Annotated in this window: 24 protein-coding genes; 5 read left to right on the plus strand and 19 right to left on the minus strand. The window is 71.1% G+C overall.

Annotated features, from left to right (window positions below):
* Nucleotides 1-52: 52 nt before the first annotated feature.
* Nucleotides 53-436 (minus strand): HAD-IA family hydrolase, encoded by a 384-nt coding sequence (locus tag ACYVF3_RS05445; RefSeq protein WP_461153091.1) that lies wholly within the window; start codon nt 434-436, stop codon nt 53-55.
* Between the two features lie 109 nt (nt 437-545).
* Here ACYVF3_RS05445 and ACYVF3_RS05450 point away from each other — a divergent pair, with 109 nt between their 5' ends.
* Complete coding sequence (locus ACYVF3_RS05450; protein ID WP_461153092.1) at nt 546-941, plus strand: Rv3235 family protein; 396 nt, start codon at nt 546-548, stop codon at nt 939-941.
* Here ACYVF3_RS05450 and ACYVF3_RS05455 read toward each other — a convergent pair.
* From ACYVF3_RS05455 to ACYVF3_RS05485, 7 genes are all read right to left on the minus strand, one after another.
* The gene (locus ACYVF3_RS05455) at nt 938-2086 is read right to left on the minus strand and encodes a GAF domain-containing sensor histidine kinase (protein WP_461153093.1); all 1149 of its coding nucleotides are present in this window, start codon (nt 2084-2086) and stop codon (nt 938-940) included. The genes ACYVF3_RS05450 and ACYVF3_RS05455 overlap by 4 nt on opposite strands.
* A 56-nt stretch (nt 2087-2142) precedes the next feature.
* The gene (gene cydD / locus ACYVF3_RS05460) at nt 2143-5373 is read right to left on the minus strand and encodes a thiol reductant ABC exporter subunit CydD (RefSeq protein WP_461153094.1); all 3231 of its coding nucleotides are present in this window, start codon (nt 5371-5373) and stop codon (nt 2143-2145) included.
* The gene (gene cydB / locus ACYVF3_RS05465; protein ID WP_461153095.1) at nt 5370-6392 is read right to left on the minus strand and encodes a cytochrome d ubiquinol oxidase subunit II; all 1023 of its coding nucleotides are present in this window, start codon (nt 6390-6392) and stop codon (nt 5370-5372) included. The genes cydD and cydB overlap by 4 nt, the downstream gene beginning before the upstream one ends.
* 9 nt (nt 6393-6401) lie before the next feature.
* Entirely contained in the window at nt 6402-7913 is a 1512-nt protein-coding gene (locus tag ACYVF3_RS05470; protein ID WP_461153096.1) for a cytochrome ubiquinol oxidase subunit I, read from the minus strand.
* 172 nt (nt 7914-8085) lie between these two features.
* Entirely contained in the window at nt 8086-8772 is a 687-nt protein-coding gene (locus tag ACYVF3_RS05475) for an IclR family transcriptional regulator (RefSeq protein WP_461153097.1), read from the minus strand.
* A 4-nt stretch (nt 8773-8776) separates the two neighbouring features.
* The gene (locus tag ACYVF3_RS05480) at nt 8777-9982 is read right to left on the minus strand and encodes a fumarylacetoacetate hydrolase family protein (RefSeq protein ID WP_461153098.1); all 1206 of its coding nucleotides are present in this window, start codon (nt 9980-9982) and stop codon (nt 8777-8779) included.
* Entirely contained in the window at nt 9979-10860 is an 882-nt protein-coding gene (locus tag ACYVF3_RS05485) for a hypothetical protein (protein WP_461153099.1), read from the minus strand. The genes ACYVF3_RS05480 and ACYVF3_RS05485 overlap by 4 nt, the downstream gene beginning before the upstream one ends.
* A gap of 332 nt (nt 10861-11192) precedes the next feature.
* Between ACYVF3_RS05485 and ACYVF3_RS05490 the strand changes: the two genes are divergently transcribed.
* Complete coding sequence (locus tag ACYVF3_RS05490) at nt 11193-11975, plus strand: DUF2470 domain-containing protein (RefSeq protein ID WP_461153100.1); 783 nt, start codon at nt 11193-11195, stop codon at nt 11973-11975.
* Between the two features lie 85 nt (nt 11976-12060).
* Here ACYVF3_RS05490 and ACYVF3_RS05495 read toward each other — a convergent pair whose 3' ends face one another.
* Complete coding sequence (locus tag ACYVF3_RS05495) at nt 12061-12438, minus strand: hypothetical protein (RefSeq protein WP_461153101.1); 378 nt, start codon at nt 12436-12438, stop codon at nt 12061-12063.
* A 133-nt stretch (nt 12439-12571) separates the two neighbouring features.
* Between ACYVF3_RS05495 and ACYVF3_RS05500 the strand changes: the two genes are divergently transcribed.
* The 3 genes from ACYVF3_RS05500 (at nt 12572) to ACYVF3_RS05510 (ending at nt 15553) form a co-directional block, all read left to right on the plus strand.
* A complete protein-coding gene (locus tag ACYVF3_RS05500) occupies nt 12572-13381 on the plus strand; it encodes a CPBP family intramembrane glutamic endopeptidase (RefSeq protein WP_461153102.1) in 810 nt (269 codons plus the stop codon).
* A gap of 119 nt (nt 13382-13500) precedes the next feature.
* Nucleotides 13501-14721 (plus strand): arginine deiminase, encoded by a 1221-nt coding sequence (locus ACYVF3_RS05505; RefSeq protein ID WP_461153103.1) that lies wholly within the window; start codon nt 13501-13503, stop codon nt 14719-14721.
* A 271-nt stretch (nt 14722-14992) separates the two neighbouring features.
* Nucleotides 14993-15553 carry a ferritin gene (locus ACYVF3_RS05510; protein ID WP_461153104.1) on the plus strand — a complete coding sequence of 187 codons (561 nt, stop codon included), beginning with the start codon at nt 14993-14995 and terminating at the stop codon, nt 15551-15553.
* A 53-nt stretch (nt 15554-15606) separates the two neighbouring features.
* Here the strand turns inward: ACYVF3_RS05510 and ACYVF3_RS05515 are convergent, their stop codons facing one another.
* The 10 genes from ACYVF3_RS05515 to ACYVF3_RS05560 form a co-directional block, all read right to left on the minus strand.
* A complete protein-coding gene (locus ACYVF3_RS05515; protein WP_461153105.1) occupies nt 15607-16134 on the minus strand; it encodes a hypothetical protein in 528 nt (175 codons plus the stop codon).
* Nucleotides 16134-16712 carry a SigE family RNA polymerase sigma factor gene (locus tag ACYVF3_RS05520; protein ID WP_461153106.1) on the minus strand — a complete coding sequence of 193 codons (579 nt, stop codon included), beginning with the start codon at nt 16710-16712 and terminating at the stop codon, nt 16134-16136. The genes ACYVF3_RS05515 and ACYVF3_RS05520 overlap by 1 nt, the downstream gene beginning before the upstream one ends.
* Nucleotides 16713-16877: 165 nt before the next feature.
* Entirely contained in the window at nt 16878-17831 is a 954-nt protein-coding gene (locus tag ACYVF3_RS05525; RefSeq protein ID WP_461153107.1) for a DUF5926 family protein, read from the minus strand.
* 24 nt (nt 17832-17855) lie between these two features.
* Entirely contained in the window at nt 17856-18641 is a 786-nt protein-coding gene (locus tag ACYVF3_RS05530) for a glycerophosphodiester phosphodiesterase (protein ID WP_461153108.1), read from the minus strand.
* Nucleotides 18642-18692: 51 nt separating this feature from the next.
* A complete protein-coding gene (locus tag ACYVF3_RS05535; protein WP_461153109.1) occupies nt 18693-19604 on the minus strand; it encodes a DUF4328 domain-containing protein in 912 nt (303 codons plus the stop codon).
* Complete coding sequence (locus tag ACYVF3_RS05540) at nt 19601-19957, minus strand: rhodanese-like domain-containing protein (protein WP_461153110.1); 357 nt, start codon at nt 19955-19957, stop codon at nt 19601-19603. The genes ACYVF3_RS05535 and ACYVF3_RS05540 overlap by 4 nt, the downstream gene beginning before the upstream one ends.
* Before the next feature lie 180 nt (nt 19958-20137).
* On the minus strand, nt 20138-21754 hold the full coding sequence (locus tag ACYVF3_RS05545; protein ID WP_461153802.1) for a solute symporter family protein: 1617 nt from the start codon (nt 21752-21754) through the stop codon (nt 20138-20140).
* A 14-nt stretch (nt 21755-21768) separates the two neighbouring features.
* Nucleotides 21769-22083, minus strand: coding sequence for a DUF485 domain-containing protein (locus ACYVF3_RS05550; RefSeq protein WP_461153803.1), 315 nt, complete (start codon nt 22081-22083; stop codon nt 21769-21771).
* A gap of 351 nt (nt 22084-22434) precedes the next feature.
* The gene (locus tag ACYVF3_RS05555; protein WP_461153111.1) at nt 22435-24174 is read right to left on the minus strand and encodes a sodium/solute symporter; all 1740 of its coding nucleotides are present in this window, start codon (nt 24172-24174) and stop codon (nt 22435-22437) included.
* A 104-nt stretch (nt 24175-24278) separates the two neighbouring features.
* Nucleotides 24279-24683, minus strand: a complete 405-nt coding sequence (locus tag ACYVF3_RS05560) for a hypothetical protein (RefSeq protein WP_461153112.1) — start codon at nt 24681-24683, stop codon at nt 24279-24281.
* Between the last annotated feature and the right edge of the window lie 7 nt (nt 24684-24690).

The raw sequence follows: 24690 nt of genomic DNA on the forward strand, positions 1-24690 counted from the left end.
CACCCCGAAAAACCCGGTGAACACCACCCCCCTCTAAAGACAAAACCCCAGGTCACAGGCCTAGTTCCAGGTCGAAGACCGCCTGGAGCTCCAAGGTCGTGGATTCGGCGTCGGAGTGGTGGACGCCGACCATTCCCGTCGCGACCGCTCCGTCGACATTTCGGCGGAGGTCATCGACGAACGCGCATTCCCCCGGCACGAGCCCGAGCCTGCGCGCGGCGAGCCGGTAGATCTCGGCATCGGGCTTGGCGCATCCGGCCGCTCCGGAGAGCACGACCGCGTCGAAGTCCGTCGACCGGACCGAGTCGGGAAGCCGGTCGGCGTTCGAGACGACGGCGGTCCGCACCCCCGCGGCGCGCACGGCTCTCGCCACGACGTCCATGCCCGGCTGGTCCAGCACGCCGGCGTAGTCCAGCAGCAGTCCTCGCAGATCCACGGGAGCACCGTATGCCACACGATCGAGTGGTACCGGCCGAAAGGTGACCGAAATGGGGGTCCTCGTGCCTCTTCCACGTCGGAGGCGAATCAACGACCCGGGAGGCCCCATGAACGCAGTCCGCACCAGCACCGCGCTCCTGCCCCGCACCGATCCACCACCGCCGGCGTCCCCCGACGCCGCTCAGCGGACCGCTGCGGCGGTGGCCTCGACGATCGGTGCCCAGCTCTTCGCCGTGCTGGCCGGACGAATGCGCGCCGAACAGGTGCGCGGCCACCTGACGGGCGCCGTCTTCGGGAACTTGATCAGCTCCCGGCTGCGCGAGGCGCACTCCCCGGAGTACCGGCTGCGTTCGGTCCACGCTTGCGCGATCGGCGACTCGGCCGTCGAGGCTTGCCTGATCGTGGGCACGCACCGGATCCGGGCGCTGGTCCTGCGACTGGAGCGGCGGTCCGAGCGCTGGGTGTGCACCCGGTTGTCGCCGATCGAGCGAGGCGCGGCCTAGTCGAGCGGGACTTCCCAGGTCACCGTGGTGCCGCTGTCCGGGGAGGAGGTCAGGGTGCAGCGGCCGCCGGACGCGGCGGCGCGTTCTTCGAGGTTCCGAAGTCCGCGCTTGCTCACGTCGCGGGGGATGCCGCAGCCGTCGTCGACCACCTGCAACCGCAGCCCGGCCTCCGACCGGCGGACCCGGACCAGCACGGTGCGGGCTCCGGAGTGCCGGACGACGTTGGACAGGGCCTCGCGCAGCGCGGCCCGCGCGTGGTCGGCCACGGGGACCGGGACGTCGGCGAGGTCGCCGTCGATCTCCAGCGTCGGCGGCCGGCCCATCAGCTCGCCGGCGATCTGCACCTCGGAACGGATCGAGTCGTCGAGCGCGGGGGCGTGCGTGGGCGTTTCCGGGTCGGCGGAGCGCAGCGTGCGCGCCGTGGCGCGGACCTCCGCGATCGCCTGGTCGATCTGCTCGACGGTCTCGGCCAACCGATCGCCGTCGGCGGCCTCCAGGCTGCCCGCGACCCGGCGCTGCAGCACGTCCAGCTGCACCCCGGCCGCGTAGAGCCGCTGCACGATCACGTCGTGCAGGTCGCGGGCGATGCGCTCGCGCTCCTGGTAGACGGCGATCCGCTGCCGGGCGGTCGAGCCCTCGGCGAGCACGAGCGCGAGTCCGGCCTGCGCGGCGAAGGAGGTGAGCACGTCGACGGCGACGCGGTTGAAGGTCGAGGCGCCGCGTCGGCGGTAGACGGCGAGCGCGCCGAGACGTCGCTCGCGGGTGCCGAAGGGCGCCACGGCGAACGGGCCGTAGACCCGAAGCGACGCGGGCACGTAAGGCGCGGTCAGCGGATCGTCGATCAGGTCGTCGACGACCACGGGAACGCCGCTGCGCGCGACGCGGGCGGCGGCGGAGCGGGAGGACAGCACGGTGCCGACCGGGTCGGCGAGCGGACCCGTCGCGCTCGGTGCGCCGTAGGCGGCCTCGACGGTGAGCCTGCCGTCGTCCGAGCGCACGGTGACCACGCCGAGGTCCGCCTCGGCGAGCTCGGCGGCGCGGCGGACGACCAGGGGCAGCACGGCCTCGGGGTCTTCCGCGGACAGCGCCACCCTGGTGATCTCGGTGGACGCGGTGAGCATCCGCCTGGCGAGGGTGGAATCCATGACGCTTTCGAGGCTATAGCGCCCGTACACGCGGTGAAGGGAGTTGCGACTGCGGTTCATGACACATCCGCCGTGGCGGTGGTGATGACGGTGCCGCCGTCGACGCGCAGCACCAGGTCGGCGCCTGCGGTCTCGTCGAGCCGGTGGGTCACGTGCACCACGGTCCGGCCGCGCAGGCGCGCGCGCAGCCGGTCCAGCAGCGCGTCGGCGGTCTCGGCGTCGAGGTGCGCGGTGGGTTCGTCGAGCAGCACCAGGTCGGCGTCGGCGAGCAGCGCGCGGGCCAGCGCGAGCCGCTGAGCTTCGCCACCGGACAGCTCGGTTCCACCGCTGCCGACCGGTGTGCCCAGGTCCCAGCCGGGCAACCCGGCGACGTCGAGCGCTTCGGCGAGCTCGGCGTCGGTGGCGCGGGGGGCCGCCAGCCGGAGGTTCTCGCGGACGGTCGTGGTCACCAGCTGCGGGTCCTGAGGACACCACGCGACGCGTTCGGGCACGCGGGCCAGGCCGCGAGCGGGCGGCAGGAACCCGAGCAGCAGGGCGACCAGCGTCGACTTGCCCGCTCCGGAGGGACCCACCACGGCGACGTGCGATCCGGCGGGGATGGTCACCTCGACGCCGGCGAGCACCGGTTCGCCGCCGGGCCAGGAGACGTCGGCATCGACCAGTTCGATCTCGCCGTCGGTCCGGCCGGTCACCGGCTCGTCGTCGTCACCGGTCAGCAGCGGCGCGATCCGGTCGTGGGCGGTGCGCAGCGACCGCCACTGCTGCGCGGCGGGCGGGAGCAGCGCGACGGCTTCGGCCGCGGCCAGCGGGACGAGCCCGAGCAGCGGTGCGAGTTCGGGGGCGAGGCGGCCTTCGGCGACGGCGACCGCCGCGAGGTGGGCGCTGCCGAGAACGGCGAGACCGATCAGCAGCGTGTGCACGGCGGTCGCGGCACCGGTTCCGAAGGCGGCGCGCCGTGCGCGGGAGGCCAGCCGGGTGTCGGCTGCCGCGAGTTCCGCCCGGCGACCGGTGTGCGCCCCGAAGGCGAGCAGCTCGGCCGCGCCGTCGAGGAGCGCGAGCACCCGCGCGGCCACCGCGCGGCGACCTTCGGCGACCGCGTCGCTGGCTCGGCGTTCGGCGATCACCGCGACCACGGGGGTCGCGACACCGGCCACGACGAGGGCGATGGCGAGCAGGAGCCCGGCTTCCGGCAGCACCAGCGACTGCACGACGACGGCCGCGGCGAGCACCGCGAAGGCGATCAGCGGTGGCAGCAGGACGCGCGGGATCAGGTCGCGGACCTTGTCGACGTCGTCGACGAGCCGCGCCACGCCTTCCCCGCGACGCAAGCCCGCAGTGCGCACCGGCCCGAGCCGAACCAGCCCCGCCCACAGCCGTTCTCGCAGGTGACCGGCAACCCGGAAGGCGGCGTCGTGGGTGACGAGCCGTTCCAGGTAGCGCAGGGTGGCGCGGGAGAGCGCGAACGTGCGGACCCCGACGACCGCGACGGACAGCGTCAGGATCGGCGGTTGTTGCGACGCGCGAGCGATCAGCCAGGCCGAGACCGCGGTGAGCGCCAGTCCGGACAGCAGCGACAGCGCCCCGAGGCCGGATCCGGCCAGGACCCGGGGTCCGATCAGATCTCGCAGCCGCCCGCGCTGGGCTCCGTGCGAGGGGGCCTCCACCTCGGCGGCCGGTGCCGAGGTCTCGACCTCGACGCCTTCGCCCGTCGGGCGGTGGCTGGCCAGGACGACGGTCGCGCCTGCCGCGGCGGCCCGTTCGATCGCGGCGTCGACGTGCTGCGCGCTCGCCGCGTCCAGGTGGGCGGTGGGTTCGTCGAGCAGCAGGAACCTCGCCTCGCCGCGCAGCCGCAGCAGCGCCCGGGCGACGGCGACCCGCTGGCGCTCACCGGCGGACAGCTCGTCGATGCGCCGGTCCCGCAGATGTCCGGCGTTCGCCTCGGTCAGCACCTCGTCGACGTGCGCCGACAGGTCGGGTTGGTCGGCGCCGGCCACCAGCAGCTCGTCGCGGACGGTGCCGCCGGTGAAGGTCGGGTGCTGCGGGACCCACGCGATGCGGCGCCGCCACTCCGAAACCCCGGGATCGGTTCCACCGCAGGTCACCGTGCCGGAGTCCGGGCGCACGAAGCCCAGGAGCACGGCCAGCGCGGTCGATTTGCCGCTGCCGCTGGGGCCGATGTCGCCGAAGGCGAGCCGGACCACGGTTCCGGGGCGCGCGGTGAAGCTCAGCCCGTCCGGCACGAAGGCGTCGCGGCGGCGGACGCGCAGTCCGGACACGCGCAGCACGCCGGGGCCGTCGTCCGGGGCTCCGGTGATCGCGAACCCGGTGCCGTCGGGCTCGGACACGATCTCGTCCACTCGCCGGACGGCCTCCACGCCGTCCTCGCTGGCGTGGTGCGCGGCGCCGACCGCGCGCAGCGGCAGGTAGCACTCCGGCGCCAGGACCAGCACGAGCAGTCCAGTGGTCAGGTCGAGGTCGCCGGAGACGAGCCGGAGGCCGATGCCGACGGCGACCATCGCAACCGACAACGAGGAGAACAGCTCCAGCACCAGCGCGGACAGGAACGCGATCCGCAGCGTGGCGACGGTGCTGCGGCGGTGGTCCTCGCTGACCCGGGCCACCACCTCGCGCTGCGCCCGCGCGCGGCGGAACGCCGTGAGCACCGGCAGCGCGCGGATCAGTTCGAGCAGCCGGGCGGACAGCCGGTGCTCGGCGTCGGTGGCGCGGGCCGTGCGCTTCTCGGTGTAGCGGCCGACGAGCCAGGCGAACAGCGGGATGAGCGGCACGGTCAGCACCACGACCAGCGCCGACACCCAGTCCGACCAGAGGATCCAGGCGCCGACCAGCGGTGGGACGACGGCGGCGGTGACCAGCGCGGGCAGGTACTTGGTGAAGTAGGCGTCGAGCGCGTCCAGGCCGCGGGTGGCCAGCGCGGTCAGCTCGGCGGGTCCGCGCTTGCCGATCCACTCGGGCCCGCGCCGGAGCGCGGTGTCCAGCAGCAGTCCGCGCAGCTCTTCCTTCGCTCCGGCCGCGGCGCGCGCGGACACCGATTCGGTCGCCCAGCTCAGCGCGGCGCGGGCGATCACGGCGACGGCCAGCACCACCAGGCGATCGCTGATCTCGGCTGCGGGCACGCCGCGGACGACGACGTCGGCGAGCGCGCTGCCGATCGCCCACGCCTGCGCGATGAGCGCGACGGCGTTGCCGACGGCGAGCAGTCCCGCGAGGACGAGCGCGCGCCGGGTCGCCGCGGACAGCCGGGGCAGCGCGCCGAGCGGCCCGGTCATGGCGCGTGCACCGGCGGGATGTGCTTGGTGCCGATGCGCTTGCGGAAGACCCAGTAGGTCCAGCCCTGGTAGACCATCACGGCCGGGGTGCCGAACGCCGCGACCCAGGTCATGATCACCAGCGGGTAGTCGCTCGCGGCGGTGTCGGCGATCGACAGCGAGAACGCCGGGTCCACGGTGGACGGGATGACGTTCGGCCACAGCGAGCCGAACAGCGTCACCACCACACCGGTCAGGGCGACGGCCTGCAGGAAGAACGCCTGCCCCTCGCGGCCGGCGGCGACCCTGGCGACGCCGAGCAGTCCGGCGACCAGGGCGATGCCGAGCGGGACCCAGGTCCAGGCCGAGCCCGCGCGGAACTGGGCGAGCAGCACCAGCGCGACCACCGGCAGCAGCAGCGGCACACCGGCGACCAGCGCGAACCGCCGGGCGCGCGCCCGCATCTCACCTTCGGTCTTGAGCGCCAGGAACACCGCGCCGTGCAGCATCGAGAAGGTCACCACGGCGACGGCGCCGACGACGCTGGGCACGCTGAAGATCGTCCACCAGCCGCCGAGCCGGTCGCCGTTGGCGTCCAGCGGCAGGCCGAAGACGTTGGCCGACAGCACCAGTCCCACCATCGCGGGCGCGGTCCAGGACGCCAGCACGATCACGGCGTCCCAGGTGCGGCGCCAGCGGTCGCTGTCGACCTTGCCGCGGTACTCGAAGGCGACGCCGCGGCCGATGAGCACGAGCAGCAGCACCAGCAGCGGCAGGTAGGCGGTGGAGAACAGCGAGGCGTACCAGCCGGGGAAGGCCGCGAAGGTGGCGCCACCGGCCACGATCAGCCACACCTCGTTGCCGTCCCAGACCGGCCCGATGGTGTTGATCATGACCCTGCGGCGGGTCTCGCCGCCCTCGTTCCTGCGCGATCCGAAGATCGGCAGCAGCATGCCGACGCCGAAGTCGAAGCCTTCGAGGAACAGGTACCCCAGCCACAGCAGGGCGATCACGAGGAACCAGAAGGTGGGCAGATCCATCTCGGCCTCTCAGTACGCGAAGGACAGGGCGTCGTCGTCGGATCCCGGCTTCTTCTCCGGCGGCATCACCGCCGCGAAGCCGCCGCGCGCGAAGCGGATCATCAGGAACACCTCCACGACCAGCAGCACCCCGTACAGCGCGGTCAGGCTGATCACGGAGGTCAGCATCTCGCCGGGCGTGACACCGGAGGACACGGCGGAGGCGGTGTACATGAACACGCCGTCCACGCCCGAGGGGTTCGGGTTGGGCGCGACCACGAACGGCTGGCGTCCCATCTCGGTGAACACCCAGCCCGCGATGTTGCCCGCGAACGGGGCGCCGATGCCCAGCAGCGCCAGCGGAGCCCACAGCTTGCCCTTCGGGAAGCGCTGCTTGCGGGTCAGCCACAGCACGACCACGGAGCCGAGCGCCGCCAGCCCGCCGAATCCGATCATGAACCGGAATCCCCAGTAGGTCACCGGGAGCAGCGGCTGGTAGTCGATCGGCTGTCCCGCGTACTGGCCCAGCCGCGGGTCGTCCGGGTAGTGCGTGCCGTAGAGGGCCTGGTAGCGCGGGAGGAGCTCGTTGACCCCGTCGACCTCGCTGGTGAAGTCACCTTCCGCGAGGTAGGACAGGATGTAGGGCACGGTCAGGCTCTTGACGTCCTCGCAGTTGGGGCTCCGGACGTCGCCGATCGCGAAGATCGAGAAGCTGGCAGGCGCCTCGCTGTGGCACAGCGCCTCGGCGGAGGCCATCTTCATGGGTTGCTGGTCGAACATCAGCTTGCCCTGGACGTCGCCGCTGATCGCGAGCCCGGCGAAGGCGAACACGGCCACCCAGGCGCCGAGCCGCATCGACCCGTGCCAGGTCCGCCGGTCCTCCTCGTCGACGGCGTCCCCGGTCTTGTCGGCCTGCTTGCGCTGCCGGACGATCTGCCAGGCCGCGATGCCGATGAGGAACCCGCCGGCCACGGCGAAGCAGCCGAAGATCGTGTGCGGGAACGCGGCCAGAACGGTGGAGTTGGTCAGCACCGCCCAGATCGAGATCAGCTCGGGCTTGCCCTCGACCATCCGGATGCCGACGGGGTGCTGCATCCAGGAGTTGGCGGCCAGGATGAAGTACGCCGAGAGCACGGTGGCCAGCGAGAACGCCCACGCGCAGGCCAGGTGCACGCCCTTGGACAGCTTGTCCCAGCCGAAGATCCACAGGCCGAGGAAGGTCGACTCGACGAAGAACGCCAGCAGGCCCTCCATCGCCAGCGGCGCGCCGAAGACGTCACCGACGAAGCGGGAGTAGGAGCTCCAGGCCATGCCGAACTGGAACTCCTGCACGATCCCGGTGACCACGCCCATGGCGAAGTTGATCAGCATCAACTTGCCCCAGAACTTGGTCATCTTCAGGTATCGGCGGTTCCCGGTGCGGTACCAGGCCGTCTGCATCCCGGCGACCAGGACCGCCAGTCCGATGGTCAGCGGCACCATCAGGAAGTGGTAGACGGTCGTGATCCCGAACTGCCAGCGCGCGATGTCGAGCAGATCCACAACACCACACTGCCGCGCGCTCGCCCGCGCGCGCAGGGGCAAGGGCCCCCAATCGCCCGGTCGAGCGTCCCGGTCCGCGCAGGACCAAGGTCCTCATCGACGCAGCGCGATCCACGACGCCCGTCCGGGCCGATCCGTCCGAACGATCAGGTGGCCCGGCCGGGGCGGACGGTCATCGCAGCGCTTCGGCCACGGCCTCCGCCGTTTCCACGACCATCGGACCGATCTCATCGGCGGCGATCGGCTGCAGCGCCACCACTCCGACGCTGGCGCGCAGGCCGGGGACCCCGCGCACCGGCGCCGCCACGCCGAACGCGCCCTGCTGCAGGTCACCGCTGCTGGAGATCCAGCGGGGAGCACCGGTAGGCAGGTCGACGGCCCGCCCGGCGGCGCCGCGCTGGATGGGATGACGGGTGCCCACCCGGTAGGACACGTGATAGCTGGTCCAGGACGGTTCGACGACCGCGACGGCCTGGGCCTCGCTGCCGTCGGCGACGGTCAGGTGCGCCGTGGAACCCACCTTCTCCGCGAGTCCGCGCAACGCGGGCGTGCAGGCGACACGCAGCTGCGGCAGGACCCGTCCCGCCAACCACAGCACGCCCAGGCCCAACCGGACCCGGGATCCTTCGCGGCGCACCAGGCCACGGCTCTGCAACGGCCCGAGCAGCCGGTACACCGCCGCGCGGCTCACGCCGATCCGGGCGGCGAGATCGCTGATCGTGGGGGCTTCGCTCTCCGCGTCGGCCACCGCTTGCAGCAGGCTCAGGCCGCGTTCGAGCGTCAGCGAGCTCTCCTTGGTGCTCGCGGGCACCTCGTGCGGCAGGCGCGGGGCGGCGTGCGCCGGATCGGGTTGAGCCATCGCGTCACCTCCGAGCCGCCGCGAGCACCGTGCCGGTCACCTCGCCGAGCCCGACGACGGAACCGCCGGGACCCGGTGCGCTGCCGCTCAGTGTCACGCGGTCGCCGTCCTGGAGGAAGGTCCGCTGCTCGCCGTCGGAGAGGGTGATCGGGTCCGATCCGCCCCAGGTCAGCTCCAGCAGGCAGCCGCGCTGATCGCGTTCGGGCCCGGACACGGTGCCGGAGGCGAACAGGTCGCCCGGACGGGCCGGGGCACCGCCCACGGTCATGTGCGCCAGCTGCTGAGCGGCCGACCAGTACATGTCCGCGAACCTCGGCTTCGACAGCAAGGTCTCGTTGCAGCGCACCTCCAGCCGCAGGTCGAGACCCCACGACTCGTCCTCCACGAGGTAGGGCTGCAGCGGCTGCTCCGGCGTCGGCACCGGGATCCTGGCGTGCTCGAAGGCCTCCAGCGGCGTGATCCAGCCCGCGATGGAGGTCGCGAAGGACTTCGCGAGGAACGGTCCGAGCGGCTTGGACTCCCAGCTCTGGACGTCGCGCGCCGACCAGTCGTTGACCAGCGCCACGCCGAAGACGTGATCGGCGAACTCGGAGGTGGGGATCTGCGCGGCGGCCTCACCGCCGCAGACGAACCCGACCTCGGCCTCGAAGTCCAGCCGGCGGGTCGGGCCGAACGCGGGGTGCGCGTCACCGGCGGCCTTGCGCTGACCGCTGGGGCGGTGGACGTCGGTGCCCGAAACCCGGACCGTGCCGGAACGACCGTGGTAGCCGACCGGCAGGTGGGTCCAGTTCTCCGGCAGCGGGGCCGAACCCCGCGCCATGATGCGGCCGGCGTTCTCCGCGTGGTGCCGGGAGGCGAAGAAGTCGACGTAGTCGCCGACGGTGAACGGCATCGACAGCGTGTGCCAGTCGGTGCGCACCAGCTCGGCACCGGCGGGAGCCCGGTCGGCGGTCACGATGCCGACGAGCCGTTCCCGCAGTTCGCGCCAGGCGTCCCGGCCTGCGGCGAGGAGCGGGTCGAGGGAGTGGCCGGAAACGAGGTCGGCCAGCCGAGGACCGAGTTCTCCTGCGATGCCGCGCAGCGGCAGGGCGTGCCGCCCGACGCGCACCGCGACCACCGGACCGCTGCCCGTGACCAGGACCCCGTACGGGAGGGTCTGCGGGCCGAACGGCTTGTCCGGGGCGAACTCCGCGTCCTCGATCCAGCTCAAAGCAACCCCAATCCTTCCAGTTCGGCGACGGGGTCCTTCAGCGAGCACGAGCCGTGGGAGGCGAAGACGTCGCGCACCGCGTTGGCCGCGTCGTCGGACAGCGAGCGAGCCTCCTCGGCCAGCGCGGCGCCGTCAGTGCTTTCCAACGCCGCTCGCACATCTTTCCCGGAAAGGGACCGCGCGGTCGCGACGAGCAGGTTGAGGAAACCGTGATGGGTGAACCCGGTCTCCGGATCCGCGCCGCGCACGGCCGCGTGCAAGCCGGTGGTGGCCTTGAACGGCACGTCCAGCGATCCGGCGACGGCGAGGAATTCGGCGACCTCGTCGACGGTCGGCACGGCTTCCGCGGTCTGACCGCCGGTGCGCAGCTTCGGCCAGCAGCCGTGACCGGCGACGCGGCGGATGCCGTCGAGCCATCCCTCGCCACCGCGGCGCGGCTCGACGACCCGGGTGATGTCCTCGGGCACGAACTCGGAGACGCGCTCCAGCCAGATGTCGTCGACGTCGGAGGGGGCGGGCATCTCGACCATCCGCAGCGCGAGCAGCTCCTGCCGGCCCTCGATGATCGACAGCGCCTTGGGCACCCCGCCCAGACCGGTGTCGCAGACCAGCGACAGCGGAACCGGGGTGGAGGGCTTGGCCTTGGCCAGCTCGGTGATCAGCTCGGCGAGCCGGGACGCCTGGCACAGCATCGGCCCGAAGAGGCCGGCGAACTCACCGGCCCGCGCGTCCAGGTGCTCGGCGACCGCCTGCGGCACCGGAGTGGCCACCTCCTCGCGGTTCCCGGGCGGGAAGAGCGCGGCGTCATCGACCAGTCGGGCGAACAGGGGTGGGATGCCTCGCGGACCTGGCGCGCGAAGCTCAACAGCGCTTGACACGTGGGACACGCTAGTGCCGTTGCGCCCAGTGAACAAAGATGCCCGAATAACGGACGTCTGACCGGGTCATATATGCCTCCCGACGACGGGTTTGGCCGACATCATGCACCCCTGCGTAGTCAGGGCATCCACCACCCGGGTGGATCGCCCCGAAGACCACCCGCACGGCCCCCGCTCACTACTCCGGTCAGCTCCCCGCGAGACCGTCGCACCTGGTAGTAAGGGCGTTGAATCGCGCGGGAAGTCCGCGAAATCCGTGATCCGCTCACCGGGTCGGGGGCTTTCGTCGCGCACCAGCTTAAGTTAGGCTTGCCTAAGTTGGAGGTGAGCAGGTGGGCGAGAAGACGATCCGCAGGCCGGCCAGGCCCAGTGTCGCGGAACGGGCCAGGAGCATTGCCAAACGTGGCGGGAAGGCGGCACTGCTGCCCTCCGGCGAGGTCTCGGCCCGCGTGGCCCCCTTGCTGCACCACGTGCACTCGGACGGCAGCGCCGCTGTGCTGCTCGCGGACGACCACCCGCTGATCGCGGCCACCTGGCACGCGCCGCGCGGGGAGCTCGCCGCCGTCATCGAGGTCGCCGACCCGACCCCGGTGCGGCTGCGCGAACCGGTCCGCGGACTGCTCTGGCTCACCGGCTGGCTGCGGCTGCTCGACGCCGAGGAAGCGCACCACGAGGTGCTCTCGATCGTCGACGACCGGCCGGACCCGCGGCTGCTGGACGCCGGCCACGGCGCGCGCGTGCTGCGGCTGGAGTCCGCGTCGATCGTGCTGGCCGACGCGGAGGGGACGGATTCGGTGGACACCACCGAGTTCCAGGCCGCCACCCCGGACCCGTTCTGCACCTTCGAGGACGACTGGCTCCGGCACCTGGAGCTCTCGCACCGCGACGTCGTCGGTCTGCTCGCCCGGCACCTGCCGGAGCAGTTGCGCGGCGGGCACATCCGCCCGCTCGGGCTGGACCGCTACGGCCTGCGGCTGCGCGTCGAGTCCTCCGACGGCGATCACGACGTCCGGCTCGGCTTCTCGCGCCCGGCCGACACCACCGAGCGCCTCGGCTTCGAACTCCGCCGCCTCGTCGGCTGCCCCTTCCTGGCCGAGCAGCGCAAGGGTTCGTGACCTCGGCACTTCCCAGTTTTAGTCATAACTGAGCATGATCAATGCCCGAAATGTCCGCTCAGTTTGGACTAAAACTGGGAATTCGTCAGGAGAGCTCGTCGGAGAACCAGGTCGCGGCACGCGTGATCCGGCCGTGGCGGAAGCGCAGCGACCCGTCGTCGCCGCCCAGCAGGACGGCTTCGGCTACCTGGGTCTGCCGCGTCACCAGCCACAGGAAGGCGTGCGCCACCGACCAAGCCTGACCTGCGCGGAGACCGTCGGAGAAGCGGACCTGCAGCCCTCCCGGATCCGCGTACCGCAGCTCCACCAGCACGCCGTTGCGAATCCCGAAGAAGTCGGTGGCGCCCAGCGCGCAGTTGATCGAATCGAACTCGCGAACCTCCCGGAGCACGCGCATCGCGAGCGCGGGCAGCGTCTCTGCCATGGGCTCCGCGTCCTGCGTGCCCCACACGTAAACGTCCACGCCACCCCTCCGGCGTCGGCGACCACTCCTGCGACGGGAACCGGACCTCCCCCGGTTCCCTCCGGAACCGCTTCCCCTCCGCCAGGTGCGTCAGCGATCCGGCGGAACCGCCGGTGCGGGTACGGTTCGTCCGGTGAGCACCCTGCGCGCCTGGCTGAGCCCTACACGCCCCGCTGAGCCCGCGGAGTTCACCGGTCCGGCGGAACGCAGGGCGATCGGCATCGAGCTGATCGTGGTGTTCGCCGTGACCCTGGGTATGTCCGGGCTGCAGAGCCTGATCTCGTTACTCGACGCGCTCCTGCAACCGGCGCCGCTGGCCCAGCAGCAGGTCGCGATCAACCAGCCGCAGGCGGGCCTTGGGCTGCTCGACATGCTGGCCCAGCTGGTCAACGCGCTGCGGCTCCTCTCGTGGGGCGCGCTGGGCGCGTTCCTGCTGTGGCGCGGCGGGATGGCGCTGTGGCGGATCGGCCTGGACCGCACCCGGCCGGGCGGCGACGCGCTGCGCGGCGCCGGGCTCGCCGCGCTGATCGGGATCCCCGGCCTCGGGCTGTACCTGCTCGCCCACGCGTTGGGCCTGAGCCTGACCGTGCAGCCGTCGACGCTGACCGACGCGTGGTGGCGGGCACCGGTCCTGGTGCTGGCGGCGTTCGGCAACGCCTTCGCCGAGGAGGTCCTGGTCGTCGGCTACGTGCTGACCCGGTTGCGACAGCTCGGCTGGGGCGAGAACCGGTCGTTGTGGCTGGCCGCGGTGCTGCGCGGCAGCTACCACCTGTACCAGGGCTTCGGCGGTTTCGTGGGCAACGTCGTGATGGGTCTGGTCTACGGCCGGATCTGGCAGCGCACCAACCGGCTGGTCCCGCTGATCGTCGGGCACGCGCTGATCGACGTCGTGGCGTTCGTCGGCTACTCGGCGCTGCGCGGTCACGTCGGCTGGCTCCCGTGATCTTGGAATCCCGCACCGGACGCAACGAAACGATCGTTCAGTACACCGGAAAGTTAACGTTCCATCGAAATCGGGCTTGATCAGCGACGGTTACGTTCGCCGGGGCTAGGCTCCGTGATGTGACTCGACCGCACGTCCAGAGCGAAGTCGGACCGCTGAACTCGGTGGTGCTGCACCGGCCCGGTTCCGAGCTCAAGCGCCTCACGCCGCGCAACACCGACCAGTTGCTGTTCGACGCGATCCCCTGGGTCGACCGGGCGCAGGAGGAGCACGACGCCTTCGCCGAGGTGCTGCGCGGGCGCGGCACCGAGGTGCTGCTCCTGCGCGACCTGCTGACCGAGGCGCTCGCCGACCCCCGTGCGCGCGCCGCCGCCGTGCACACCGGCCTCGACGAGCTGAAGCTCGGCACCGACGTGGCGGACTCGCTGCGCTCGCACCTGTCCGGCGTCCCCGACCGGGCGCTGACCGAGGTGCTCATCGGTGGGATGACCTTCGAGGAGCTGCCCGACGCCGACGGCGGTTCGCTGGTGCGCCGGATGCACCAGCCGCACGACTTCGCCATCGAGCCGCTGCCGAACCTGCTGTTCACGCGCGACTCGTCGGTGTGGATCGGCGACCGGGTCGCCATCGCCGCGCTGGCGATGCCGGCTCGGCGCCGGGAGTCGGCGATCACCGACCTGATCTACGCCTACCACCCGCGGTTCTCGCACGCCGCGCGCGCGTACGGCGCGCACTCGGCGCCCGTGGAGGGCGGGGACGTGCTGCTGCTGGCACCGGGCGTCGTCGCGATCGGCGTCGGCGAGCGCACGACCCCGGCAGGCGCCGAATCGCTCGCCCGCTCGATGTTCGCCGACGACCTGGCGCACACGGTGCTGGCCGTGCCGATCGAGCAGGCCCGCGCGTCGATGCACCTGGACACCGTGTGCACGATGGTCGACCGCGACGCGGTGGTGATGTACCCGGCGATCCAGCACTCGCTGCACGCCTACGCGCTGCGCCCCAAGGACGGCGAGCTCGACGTGTCCGGTCCGCAGCCCTTCCTGGACGCGGCGGCCGAAGCCATGGGCATCGACCGGTTGCGGGTCATCGACACCGGGCTCGACCCCGTCACGGCCGAGCGCGAGCAGTGGGAGGACGGCAACAACACGCTCGCGCTGGCACCCGGCGCGGTGGTGGCCTACGAGCGCAACGCCGAGACGAACGCCCGGCTGGAGGACGCCGGCATCGAGGTGCTGCGGATCAGGGGTTCGGAACTGGGTTCCGGCCGGGGTGGCCCGCGCTGCATGTCGTGCCCGATCAGCCGTGCGCCGCTGGGTGAATCAAGAATCGCCGCCACCTGATCGGGCGAACTTCGTCGAGTGTGATGGAAAACAAGTCGAAGATCTGCGAAGGCCGATTCGAGCGCGACCCCACTCGCTCGCTGAGCGCGAATCTGCAACCTTTCGTGTTTTCGCTGTCATCAGGGCTGCTGCCAGCGAAAACACCAAGGCATGGCTTGGCTTGATTAATTGAGGCAAACCTATCTTCGGAGCCCGAGCAACTAAGGCTACCCATATCATAATTAGGTTTACCTGGAATGTAACTGGACCAATTCAAAGTTATATTGATGCCATGGCTGTCACCGCGAAGAAGATTCAGCACAAGGAATCGCAGTTCGAGCACCTGCTGCAGGAACAGGTCAAGAACGAGTTCACCGCCTCGCAGCAGTACATCGCGGTCGCGGTCTGGTTCGACGACAGCGATCTGCCGCAGCTGGCCTCGCACTTCTACAAGCAGGCGCTGGAAGAGCGCAACCACGGCATGATGATCGTCCAGTACCTGATGGACAACGGCGTCAAGCCGCACATCCCGGCCATCGAGCAGGTCCGCAACGACTTCTCCGAGACCCGGGAACTGGTCGCGCTCGCCCTGGAGCAGGAGCGCGAGGTCACCCGCGAGATCGAGACGCTGGCCAAGACCGCCCGCGACGAGGGCAACTACATCGGCGAGCAGTTCATGCAGTGGTTCCTCAAGGAGCAGGTCGAGGAAGTCGCCTCGATGTCCACGCTGCTCAACGTCGTGGACCGCTCCAACGGCAACCTCTTCGACGTCGAGAACTTCCTCGCCCGCGAGTCGGTGGGCGACGAAGGCGCCGACGCCACCGCCCCCAAGGCGGCGGGCGGCGCTCTCTGATCGAGGGATGCCGAGCGGCCTGACCGCTCGAAGACGACATCACCCCGGGCGGCTCAGCCGCTCGGGGTGATGTGCATTTCGCTCGGCGGGCTCTGCTCGGACGGACCCGGCTTCTGGGAGGTCTCCGGGTCGGGCTGCTGCGAGGTCTCCGGGTCGCCCGTCTGCGACGGAGCCGTGCGCAGGATCGACGGGTCGAACGACTCGCTGGTCGATGGCACCGGCTCCTGCGGGTTCGTCCGCTGACCCGGCGTGCCGGGCGAGGAGTGCGGCGGGACGAGGTGCCCGGTGTGCGGAACGGGTGAGGACCCGCTCGGCGGTAGCGGCGGCGGAACGTTCGGGCCCGGCTGCTGGACGACGGGCGGCCGCGCCGGCTGCAGCGGCCCCGAGTCCTGGTTGACCAGGGCCACTCCCCCGCCCACCAGCAGCACCGATCCGATCGCCGCGGCGGTGGCGGCCAGCATCCCGTTGCGCTGCCGACGGCGACGCGCTGCGGCGACCAGCGACCACTCGGCACCGGTGCGGACCGGGACGTCCAGTCGGTCGTCGCCCAGCAGGCGCTCCAGCTCTCGATCCAGATCCATCACGCGTCACCTCCCTCGAGGACGTCGCCGAGCCGCTTCCGCAAGGACGTGAGCGCCTTGCTCGCCTGGCTCTTCACCGTTCCGCAGCTGACGCCGAGGGTGTCGGCGATCTCCAGTTCGGAAAGACCTTCGTAGTAACGCAGCACGACCACCGCGCGTTGCCTCGGCGGCAGATCGCGCAGCGCCTGCCACACCGGCTCGTTCTCCAGGCGGTCCTGCTGGGGGATCGCGGGCACGTCGGGGAACTCGGCCAGCAGGGTCTCGCGGCGGGTGCGGCGCCAGCGGCTGATGTGCGCGTTCGCCATCGCCTTGCGCACGTAGGCGGTGGGGTCCTCGGTGGTGCGGCTGATCTTGCTCCAGCGCGCTCCGACCTTCTCCAGCACGGTCTGCACCAGGTCGGCGGCGTCGTGCGGATTTCCGGTGAGGGCGTGGCCGTAACGCATCAGCCCAGGCAGCGCCACCCGGACGAACTCGGCGAAATCGTCTTCTGTCGCAGCCATGTCCCCCCGGCGCGCCCGCCCAACAGGTACTCCGGACGCCTCGGCAGCGGCCGGCACGGCAGGCGAGTGCGCGGTCACCCCTCCACCCCCTAGACGCCGGGTACCACTGTGGAGGGATACGCAGCACCCCGCCAGTCCGTTGTCCTCATCAACACGGACCACCCGAACGGAGCAGGAGCCCTCCGGTGATCTCGGACCGGAGAGCTCCTGCTGCGGGTTGTTCAGGTGGGTGCTCGCCCGATGTCAGCGGATGGTGATCTGACGACCCCTGAGACCGTCCCGCGCGCGGCGTTCGGTGCTGGTCAAGGGCTCGTCGTCGAGGGAGGCGACGGCCTCGTCGATGCGGTCGCCGAGAGCGGCCGCCGGCTCGTCCCACTCGCGGGCGTGCAGCTCGCGGTCGAGGTCCCAGACCGGGACCAGCAGTCCGTGCGCGCGGAACGAGCCCGCGTAGCGGCTCTCCTCGCCCAGGGCCAGCTCACCGCGCGCCGACAGCCGGGCCAGCGCGGCCAGCAGCTTCTCCTCCGGCTCCGGGCGGACCCAGCGCAGGTGCGCCTTCTCGCCCGCGTCGACCCAGTACGCGGAGGTCACCCGCTCGCCCCGGAGGCGGTCGGTGGGCATGATCGCGGCGTTGGCGCGCTCCAGCGACAGCGCGACCTCGCCGGTCGGGTCCACGTCCTCGGGCAGCCACCAGGCGAAGTCGGAGTGCAGCTCGACGTCGAGCGCGGCGTCCGGGGCGATCAGGTCCTGCAAGCGCGACGGCACGCTGCCCGTCTCGGCGGTCTCCGGACCGACGACCGACAGCGACTGCCCGGTCTCGGCCTCCTGGACCCATTCGATGGCGCGAGCCAGGTCGCGGCTGATGTCACCGGAGTGGGTCTGCACCTGCAGGCCGACGAAGCGCGCCCCGTCGTTGCGGTGCAGCGCGGCGGCGGCCATCGGCAGCACGGTCGCGAGGGTGATCTCCGAGCCGTCGCGCATCGGCAGCTTCGCGATCGCCGACGGGACGAACTCGCGCAGCGCCACCAGCTCGCACTCGGCGGCCAGGCCCTCGAACGGCCGGGTCACGATCACGTCCGCGGCGCCACCGGCCTTGCCGTGGCAGGCCTTGTAGCGCTTGCCCGAACCGCACGGGCAGGGCTGGCGGGGACCGACGGCGCCTTCTGGCTGGGCTGGCTTCGTCGCGGCTCGCTTCGACACGGCTGATCCAATCGCTGGCGGTGACTACCCCGTGACGCTACCGAAGCGGGCGCGATCGGGATCAGCCAGGTGGAGCCGGGTGGCCTCCGGCGAGTTGGTCGCGATGTGGCGCACGCCCGCGCGTCGGCACAGGTCGACGTCCTCCGGATCGTCGACCGTCCAGCAGTAGGTGTCGCGGCCCAGCGCGGCGGCGCGAGCGACGAACCCGGGGTCCTCGCGCAGCAGCCGCACGTCCGGACCGGCCAGGTCCGCCCACGGCGGCAGCACCCCACCGCGGCGGACACCGGTGAAGCGGGAGAACAGCAGGACCGTCGGCACCCGAGGAGCGGCCTCCTTGAAGCGGCGGACCGCGGCGGGCGCGAAGGACATCATGAACACCGGCGAGTCCGCCTGGTCGTCCGGCGCGGCCAGGCCGTGCCGCGCCAGCAGCGCGACGAGCTTGTGCTCCACCAGCCCCCCGTAGCGGACCGGGTGCTTGGTCTCCACGAACAGCCTCGTCGGGCGCGGGTTCGCGCGCGCCATGCCGAGCAGCTCGTCGAGGGTGAGCACGCCGTACTCGGCGGCCGACCGGCCGAAGTCCACTTCGGCCATCGCTGCGATGGTCAGCGCGCTGACCACGCCCCGGCCGGTGGACGTCCGGTCGATGCGCCGGTCGTGCACGCAGACCAGGTGCCCGTCCCGGGTGACCCGGACATCGCACTCCAGGGCGTCCGCGCCCTGCTCCAATGCGAGCTCGTAGGCGGACCGGGTGTGCTCGGCGCGGTGCGCCGACGCGCCCCGGTGCGCGACGACCTCGGGGAATTCCGCCACGCCACCAGTATCCGGACCGGACGTGGGCGCCGCCGTCACTTGTGACCCACTTCAGCGGCGGGCCGTGTCCGGACGCGCGGCGCGTTGCGGCGGCGGCGCGGCGCGGACCGCGTGCACCCGCATCAGGCTCAGGTCGGCCGGGTCGGGCGGCAGCAGCAGTCGCATGAAGTGGTCGATGAGCCGGGCGGTCACCACCGCCAGGACCGTGACCAGCGCGTTGTTGACCGCGTGCAGCACGACGCCGTCGGCCAGCGCCTGGACCCCCTCGCGGAACGTCCAGCCGAAGGTGAGCAGGCCGACGACCACGGTCGCCGCCCACAGCGCCCACCAGAACCGGACGAGCAGGCTCGGAGAAGGGCGCGCGCCCTTCTCCCGATCGCCCTCGGCGACCAGCAGGGAGTGCTCCAGCTCGGCGACCGCCGCGCCGGGGATCAGCAGGTTCGGCCCGGGGACCAGGACGCCTGCCACGACCTGCCAGTCCGGCCGGGCGCTGCGGACACCGATCCGCTCGGTCGCCGCGAACCGCGCCCGCAGGCCCCAGAGCACCACGAGCACTCCGGTCAGCACGCCCATCAGGACCAGGATCAGCCCGGTGGTGCCCACCAGTGCGTCCGAGATCGCCAGCACCGTGCGCGAGAGCGCCTCACCCCTGCTGAGCAGCAGCAGGACGTAGCGCCACACCTCGGCGACGGTCGCGAGCGCACCGACTCCGGCGGTCACCCACAGCGCGGCGATGGCGGTGGCGCCGGTCGCGCCCGCCCGTTCGGCGTGGTCGACGCGGCCGTGGGTGGGCAGCGCCAGCGGCCAGCGCCAGGCGAGCAGCGGGAAGCCCCAGCGCGGAGGCGCCGGATACGAGGGCGGGCCGGTGTAGGGCCGCGGCCGGCGGGTCTGCCGGGCGCGGCGCGGACCGCCGGGCGGAGTGGCGATCCACTCCGTCCGGTCGGGCTGGGGCTGATCGGTCACAGCACGTACGGCTCGCCGTCGGCTTCACCGGACACCATCGGTCGGCCGAGGCTCGACCAGCCGTGCATGCCGCGCTCGACGTTGACCGCGTCCCAGCCGTTGGCGTTGAGGTAGGCGGTGACCTTCGCGGAGCGGCCGCCGGACCGGCACACCACGTAGACCTGATCGGCCTCGGGGATGTCGTCGAGGCGGTCGATGATCTTGCTCATCGGGATGTGCACGGCCTCGGGGGCGTGCCCCGCCTGCCACTCGTCGTCCTCTCGGACGTCCAGCAGCACGCTGTTCGACGGCAGGTTCTCGGGAAGCTCTTCCGGCTGAACGCGGGGAACCTGTCCAGGAGGTGGAGTAGTCACACCCCGATGCTGCCACGCCGCACGTGTTCCCGACGTGAGGGTGCGGGCAGTTTTGGTCCGAACCGTCCATGATCGATGTCCGTTTCGCCCGGTCAGTTCGGACCAAAACTGTCCCCTGGCGCGACGAAGCGCCCCGGACCTGGGGTGGCCCGGGGCGCTTCGCACGAGAGGTGGATCAGGTCAGTGCTGGACCGCCTTCTCCGAGCCCGCACCCGTGAGGGAGCGGACCTCCATCTCCGCATACTTCGTGCCACCGTTCTCGTCCTTGCTCAGCTTGGTACCGAGGTAACCGAGCAGGAAGGACAACGGGATCGACACAAGACCCGGGTTCTTCAGCGGGAACAGCGCGAAGTCCATCGACGGGAACATCGCTTCCTCGCCACCGGAGACCGCGGGCGAGAAGATGATCAGCACGATGGTGATCGCCAGACCACCGTAGATGCTGAACAGCGCGCCCGTGGTGTTGAACCGCTTCCAGAACAGCGAGTACAGCAGGGTCGGCAGGTTCGCCGACGCGGCGACGGCGAAGGCCAGCGCGACCAGGAAGGCCACGTTCTGCCCGTTGGCCGCGATGCCGCCGAGGATCGACACGATGCCGATGACCACCGCGGTGATCCGCGCGACGCGGACCTCCTGCTGCTTGTCGTCGACCTTGCCCTTCTTGATCACGTTCGCGTAGATGTCGTGCGCGAACGAGGCCGAGGCCGTGATCGTCAGACCGGCCACCACCGCGAGGATCGTCGCGAAGGCGACCGCGGAGATGAAGCCCAGCAGCAGCGGGCCACCCAGGTAGGAGGCCAGCAGCGGAGCCGCCGAGTTCACGCCGCCGGGGGCGTCCTTGATCGCGTCCGGACCCACCAGCGCACCGGCGCCGTAACCGAGGACCAGGGTGAACAGGTAGAACAGCCCGATCAGCCAGATCGCCCAGACCACCGAACGACGCGCCTCCTTGGCGGTCGGCACGGTGTAGAAGCGCATCAGCACGTGCGGCAGGCCCGCGGTGCCGAGCACCAGGGCGATGCCCAGCGAGATGAAGTCGAGCTTGCTCGTCTCCGTCTTGCCGTACTGGGCGCCCGGGTTGAGCACCTTGTCCCCTGCGACCTCGGCCGCGTGGCCGAGCAGGCTGGAGAGGTTGAACCCGTACATGCCCAGGACCCAGAGCGTCATCACGAAGGCGCCGGCGATCAGCAGGGCCGCCTTGATGATCTGCACCCAGGTCGTGCCGCGCATGCCGCCGACCAGGACGTAGAGGATCATCAGCGCGCCGACCACGGCGATCACGATGGCCTGCCCGCCCTTGTCGGTGATGCCCAGCAGCAGCGCGATGAGGCCACCGGCACCGGCCATCTGGGCCAGCAGGTAGAAGAAGCTCACCACCAGCGTGGACAGCGAGGCCGCCGTGCGCACCGGACGCTCGCGCATCCGGAAGGAGAGCACGTCGCCCATCGTGTAGCGGCCGGTGTTGCGCAGCAGCTCGGCCACCAGCAACAGCGCGACGAGCCACGCGACCAGGAAGCCGATGGAGTAGAGGAAGCCGTCGTACCCGTTGACCGCGATGGCTCCCGCGATGCCGAGGAACGACGCCGCGGACAGGTAGTCACCGGAGATCGCGATGCCGTTCTGCGGCCCGCTGAAGGCGTGCCCGGCGGCGTAGTAGTCCGATGCGGTCTTGGTGTTCCGGCTCGCGCGGAACACGATCACCATCGTGACCGCGACGAAGATCGCGAAGATGCCGATGTTCAGCAACGAGTTGCCACCGGCGGGCGCGTCCTGCGCGAGCGGCTGGGTGGCGGTCATCGCTTGGAACGTGCTCACTTGCCGCCTCCCTCAACGTCTTCCCGGATCTGCTCGGCAACCGGGTCCAGGTTCTTGTTGGCGTAGCGCACGTACCAGGTCGTGATCACGAACGTGGACACGAACTGGAGCAGGCCGAGCACGAGTCCCACGTTGATGTTGCCGACCAGCTTGATGCTCATGAAGCCGTGCGCGTAGTCGGCGAGCAGCACGTACACCAGGTACCAGACCAGGAATAACGCCGATACGGGGAATACGAAGTTGCGCAGTCGTTTGCGCAGTTGGGCGAATTCGGGGCTGCTTTGCGCAGCGGCCCAGGTTTCGGCGTCAATACCGGACCCGGACCCGTTTTGGTCCGTGGCGCTCACGGCTCTCCCTCCACAAAGAAAGGCCCAGCCTCGCGTTATCGCCAAGCGTGAGCCTGAATCACACAACGCCGGAACGCTACGGAATCCGACGCTCCGCTGGGTAGGCCCATTGGGAGTACGGGTGCTAACGATCGAGTGAAGGTTGACACCGCAACATGGTGTAGCGAATTGCGTCGGATGGGAAGGTTTTCATTCTAACGGAGTATTGATCGTCTTCCTATCTACCAATTCGGTCGACAGAAAGTAACTGACTGCGGAGGCAACTGCACGTTCAGGCGCTCGGTACTCCGCAGCCGAAGAATTGATTCCGGGATCTCACCGCTCGTGGCGGCCCTGGCGCGGCGTCGATTCGGCGGTTGGCCTGCTGTCCACGAAGCCCAGCCGGTCCGGCGCGTGCAGCCGCAGCATCAGCCGAGAGACACCGCTGGGCACGCGGGACCGCGTGGCCAGGCTGACCAGGTAGGTCACCGCGAACGCCAGCGGCACCGTGACCAGCGCAGGCTGCTGGGCGAGCTGCGACCACCAGCCGCCCTCGGCGAAGTACGCGCTCAGCGCCGAGATCAGCACCAGCGAACCACCGGTGAGCATGCCCCACGCAGCACCGGCGGCGGTCAGCCCGCGCCACCAGATGCCCAGCACCAGGACCGGGCAGAACGTCGACGCGGCCATCGCGAAGGCCAGCCCGACGCTTCGCGCGATGTCGTGATCGTCGACCGCCAGGGCCAGCACCACCGGGACCGCGCACGACAGCACCGCCGCCGAGCCGAACCGCATCGTCCGGCCCCACAGCACGTCTCGCGAGGACAGCACCCCGGCGAGGCTCATCACCAGGCCCGACGAGGTGGACAGGAACGCGGCGAACGCGCCCGCCGCGGTGATCGCGGCCAGCACGCCGCCGACCCAGTTGCCCAGCATCGCGTGCGGCAGCAGCAGCACCGCGGCGTCGGTCCGGCCGGTGACCAGCAGCTGCGGCACGTAGAGCCGCGAGAGCAACCCGAAGATCGTGGGGAACAGGTAGAACGCGCCCAGCAGCCCCAGGACGTAGAGCGCGGTCCGGCGCGCACCCGCGCCGGAGGGATTGGCGTAGAAGCGCGCCAGGACGTGCGGCAGGCCCATCGTGCCCAGGAAGGTCGCGATGAGCACCGAGTAGGTCTGCAGCACCCCGGGGAGCCCGTCCTGCTGCGGTCGCAGCCAGCTCTCGTTGTCCGGGGCGGAGCCGGTCACCACCGGAACCGCGGCTCCGGCCGGGAAGCGCAGCTCGCTGCCCGCCCGCACCGGGTGCTGCCCAGGCTGCAGGTACACCGCGCCCACCGCTCCCGAGTCCTCCGCGGCGGTCATCCAGACCGGTTCGCCGACCTCCAGCGTCACGTCCGTCTCGACGCGGACCGCGGTGTCCTCCTGGAAGAACGGCGCCTGCGGCTCGTCCAGGGCCTGCCGCTGCTCGCTGACCAGGAACACCATCAGCAGCGCGAACGCGGGCAAGGTGATCGCGAACAGCTTCACCCAGTACTGGAACGCCTGCACCAGCGTCACCGCCCGCAGCACCCCGCCGACCACGCTGACGTGCACGATCAGCGCGACCACGAGAATCCCGGCCTGGTACTGGAAACCGACGATCGCGGACAGCGCCATGCCGGCCGCCTGCAACTGCGGGACCAGGTACAGCCAGCCGATGACCACCACGACCAGCGTGGTCATCGAGCGCAGGCTCAACGAGTTCAGCCGCGCCTCGACGAAGTCCGGCATCGTGTAGGCGCCGGATCGGCGCATGGGCGCCACCACGAACAGCATCAGCGCCAGGTAGCCCGCGGCGAAGCCGATCGGGTACCAGAGCGCGTCGACGCCGTCCTTCATCACCAGCCCGGCAACGCCCAGGAACGAGGCGGCGGAGAGGTACTCGCCGGAGATGGCGGCGGCGTTGCGCTCTTCCCGGACTGGCTTGCGGGCGGCGGAGAAATCGGTGGTCCCGGCCGAGCGCGAGCTCCACAGCCCGATGCCCAGCGTCGCGACGACGATCAGCAGCACGCCGCCCAAGGACCACAGATTCGACAACATCTCACCCAGCCACCCGGCTTTTCGAAGAGTCGCGACCACTTTACGCAGAACGGTCGGCGAACCCGAAGCAGCTCACCTGAAATCCGCCGCGCACGAGGAACTCGCTACTCCTCCAGCATTCCGAGGAAATCGTCCTCGTTGCGCTCGGCCCTCTTGGTGTACATCAGCCCGACGACCACCAGGAACGGGTACGCCAGGACGCCGAGCAGCAACCACGGCAGCCGGAGCCCCAGGACCTCCAGATCACCGGTGGAGGGCACGAGCCAGAACATCAGCGGCAGGCCGAGCAGCACGACCGCGACGATCCCGGACAGGCGGAGCGCAGCCCGCAGCTGCTTCTCGACGAGGTCCCGGACCAGGCCTTCGAGCGCGCCGTTCTGCTCCTCGACCTCGACGCGGACCCGCGGGACGTGCGGCCCGCGCCGGTCGGCGAGCACGACGCGCTTGCGCCTCGGCCGGGGCGAGTAGTCGCCCAGCCGGGCCCGGACGTCGAAGCCCTCCGGGCTCATCCGGCGC

The sequence above is a fragment of the Saccharopolyspora tripterygii genome, assembly GCF_054778355.1.